This is a genomic window from Pseudocitrobacter sp. 2023LY-00077 (assembly GCF_055796175.1).
The window spans coordinates 1-2,936 of the sequence record NZ_JBSPEI010000046.1; the positions used below are offsets into that span (position 1 = coordinate 1).

5 protein-coding genes and 1 pseudogene are annotated in these 2,936 nt (G+C 49.6%); 5 read left to right on the top strand and 1 reads right to left on the bottom strand.

Translation table 11 applies throughout. The annotated features are described in order from the left end of the window. The coding region (locus ACWWFX_RS25010) for a helix-turn-helix domain-containing protein (protein WP_473225073.1) at window positions 1–370 on the bottom strand (370 nt) is incomplete at its 3' end. Between the two features lie 105 nt (window positions 371–475). On the opposite strand from ACWWFX_RS25010, the gene ACWWFX_RS25015 reads away from it, so the two are divergent. From ACWWFX_RS25015 to ACWWFX_RS25035, 5 genes and pseudogenes are all read left to right on the top strand, one after another. Continuing rightward, window positions 476–691 (top strand): helix-turn-helix domain-containing protein, encoded by a 216-nt coding sequence (locus ACWWFX_RS25015; RefSeq protein ID WP_473225074.1) that lies wholly within the window; start codon window positions 476–478, stop codon window positions 689–691. A 119-nt stretch (window positions 692–810) separates the two neighbouring features. Further along, the gene (locus ACWWFX_RS25020; protein WP_473225075.1) at window positions 811–1,377 is read left to right on the top strand and encodes a hypothetical protein; all 567 of its coding nucleotides are present in this window, start codon (window positions 811–813) and stop codon (window positions 1,375–1,377) included. An 89-nt stretch (window positions 1,378–1,466) separates the two neighbouring features. Then, window positions 1,467–1,613 carry a hypothetical protein gene (locus ACWWFX_RS25025; protein WP_181140874.1) on the top strand — a complete coding sequence of 49 codons (147 nt, stop codon included), beginning with the start codon at window positions 1,467–1,469 and terminating at the stop codon, window positions 1,611–1,613. Window positions 1,614–1,653: 40 nt separating this feature from the next. Beyond that, window positions 1,654–2,505, top strand: a pseudogene (locus tag ACWWFX_RS25030) (DNA replication protein). A 4-nt stretch (window positions 2,506–2,509) separates the two neighbouring features. Beyond that, on the top strand, window positions 2,510–2,936 hold a 427-nt coding region (locus tag ACWWFX_RS25035), incomplete at its 3' end, for a DnaB-like helicase N-terminal domain-containing protein (protein ID WP_473225076.1).

Below are 2,936 nucleotides of genomic sequence, written 5' to 3' on the forward strand. Positions count from 1 at the left end.
CCTCAAGCCAGAATGCGTTGTCGCTGGCTTTCTTGGTCGTGCTTACCCAGCGCTCAGCATCGCGCTCTGTGAACGTACGGAACTCAGGAGAGAACATCCCGGCCTGAACGTGGGAGAATACGGGGTATTCATATTTTTGGAATACAGGGCCATTATCTACGCCGAAAAGAATAAGCGAAGGGGATACATTTAAAGCCTCAGCAAGGGTCAATGCGTCATCTGCACTGACCTTTCTGGTGCCTAGTTCATAATTCCCAAGTCGTGAAGGCGTAGCCCAGCCGCAAAGACTTGCCAGCTTTGCTTGACTGTACCCTTTTGCTTCGCGGAGGGATTTAATCCTCTCACCGATAATTTCATGCATAGTTTTCATGTCTCTATGGTATCACGTGGCGTGATTAAGTTATCTACACGATATGGTGTTGACACTTAATCACATATCGTGAATAATCATTTCATCCAATGACTGGAGATTGATATGAACAACATTGCAGAGCAGCGAAAAAAAATTGGTATTTCGCAAGCCGCTCTAGCTACCGCCATAGGTTGGGGGCAGTCGCGAATTGCTAACTATGAACTGAACATTCGCACTCCTGGCCTACAAGAGAGTCGCTTGATTGTTGAGGGATTAAACCGTCTCGGTTGCAATTGCTCCCTAAATGACGTTTTTCCGCCAGCAACAAACGCAGCATAAGCAACACCCGCTCTTACACACCTCAGCCCTGAAAAAGGGCGATTCAAAACAACAAGTCTTAATGGCTATGCGTGTCTGCGCATGGGCCTATCTATCTATTTTTTTCTAAGGGAATGCAGATGCAATCACTTACGTATCAACAGAGTACCAATCTTTATAGGCCATGTCTGATTTCCAAATCTCAGGAAGTCAACAAAGAAACCAAACAGCTAATGCATATCCGTGAAGCTGTTCGGGCCTGGCAAAAATCTACGCCGGGCCAGTCTCAGGTTCACATTTCGCAGTTGGTTGCGAAAGAGTGGCTGGCGCGTGGCGGGAAGGGGTTGTTACTGGCAGGTTCTGAACACAATACGAAGCAGAACTTCTTCCGGATGATTAACGATCTGGGCCCGAAGAACGACAAAGGGTTGATGCTGCTGATCCCCATCATCATCGATGTGATGGCGCGGGATAACGAGAAAGTGGCGAGAGAGTTTGGCCTGGTCGCAAAGACTGAGGCCGAACTGATTGCAGAGGCCATGAAAGAGTGCACTGAAGCGCATCAGGCGAAGTTACTTGGTCAGCCGATACAACGCCTTGAGAAAGAGGTGAGAGAAGCTGCTGAAGCACTTCTGCGCTTTCTGCCCACTGAATCAATCGCCGCGGTGGTGACAAGTCTGGCCGCTATGGCGCCGGGAGTTATGTGATGGGAAGTATCAAAAAGTCGAAAGCCCCTCTGCTGGAACAGAAAGGGCTCTCATGTGCAATTCATAGCAAACGTATTGCAGGAGGAATAATGGCAAATAAACAGCGTCATTACCAGACCGATACACACAAAAACATTACACGCGATCGCTTCATCCGCTCATTCAACCCTTCGGTTGGCTGGAAGATGCGCGCCATCCTGGAAGAACTGAAACGTAAGGAGAGCGGCCGTGAGTAATGTCCTTCGAATTTCAGATTTTAGAGGGGCGCAGAAGCCCATGGAGAAGCCGCATCCATCACCGCAGGGTCTTGTGTTCCTGCACCGTAAAGTAAGAGATCTGCCGTTCTACAAGACTGATAGTGAGGCTGTTCATTTGTGGATGCACCTCATCATGGATGTGAACCCGGCGCCAGTAATGGTGATAACGGAATTTGGCGAATATCCGGTTGGCAGGGGACAGACGATTACCGGTCGCCATACGTTGGCTAAAGATACTGGTATCTCTCCTGATCGCGTCAAATACCTGCTCAATAAGTTCACAAAAATGGGCATGATCACCACACTGTCGAACAAGAAATTTACGCTTCTGACCGTCACAAAATATGACGATTATCAGCAGTTTTTTGTGCCAACAGAATGCCAACAGAGTGCCAACGCAAACCCAGATACACCAAGGCCTGCGCTTGAGGTTGTGCCAACAGAATGCCAACAGAGTGCCACAAAGAATTTAAATAATAATATCTCTTCTACTGACGTAGAAGAGAGTGCATCAGCAGCAAAAAAATCAGAACAGAAAAAACCGTCTCTCAGTTGTGAACAGATTGTCGATGTTTATCACTAGGTACTCCCTGAAGCACAGAGCATCAGGATACTTACTGATAAGCGCCGTAATCTGATCCGTTCGTTCTGGCAGAAGGCGGGGAAAGTCACTCAGCAACTGGACGGCCATAAGTTCACCCTGAACGACTGGGAATCGTATCTGAGCTACATCGCCAGCAACTGTCGGTGGATGCTTGAGAATCGACCGGATCAACGTACCGGAAAGACCTGGCGACGCAAATCACTGGAGTACTTCCTGAACGTGGATGTTTACGCGAAAACGCGTGAGGGGGCCTGTGATGACCTCTGAAATCATGACCGTACCTCACAACCCTGAAGCTGAGCAGAGTGTTATCGGCGGCATGCTGCTTGACGGCGGCGACAGTGAGCGTGTCCAGAAAGTTCTGGCGATGCTGAAACCCGAGTCATTTTACAGCCGGGCCCACCAGGTGATCTTCGCTGAGATGCGCGAGATGTACCGGGACAACAAGCCAGTCGATGGCCTGACACTGTTCGATACGCTGGAGAGCAAAGGGCTTACCGAACAGGTTGGTGGCTTCGGGTACATTGCCGAGCTATCCAAGAACACACCATCAGCTGCAAACATCGTCGCCTATGCCGCCTCTGTTCGTGAAGCTGCAATGGAGCGCTACGGCATCCAGCGCATGACCGAAGCCACTGAGCTGTTGTATGCGCGCAATGGTATGACCGCCACGCAGAAGTACGAAGCCATTCAGGGGA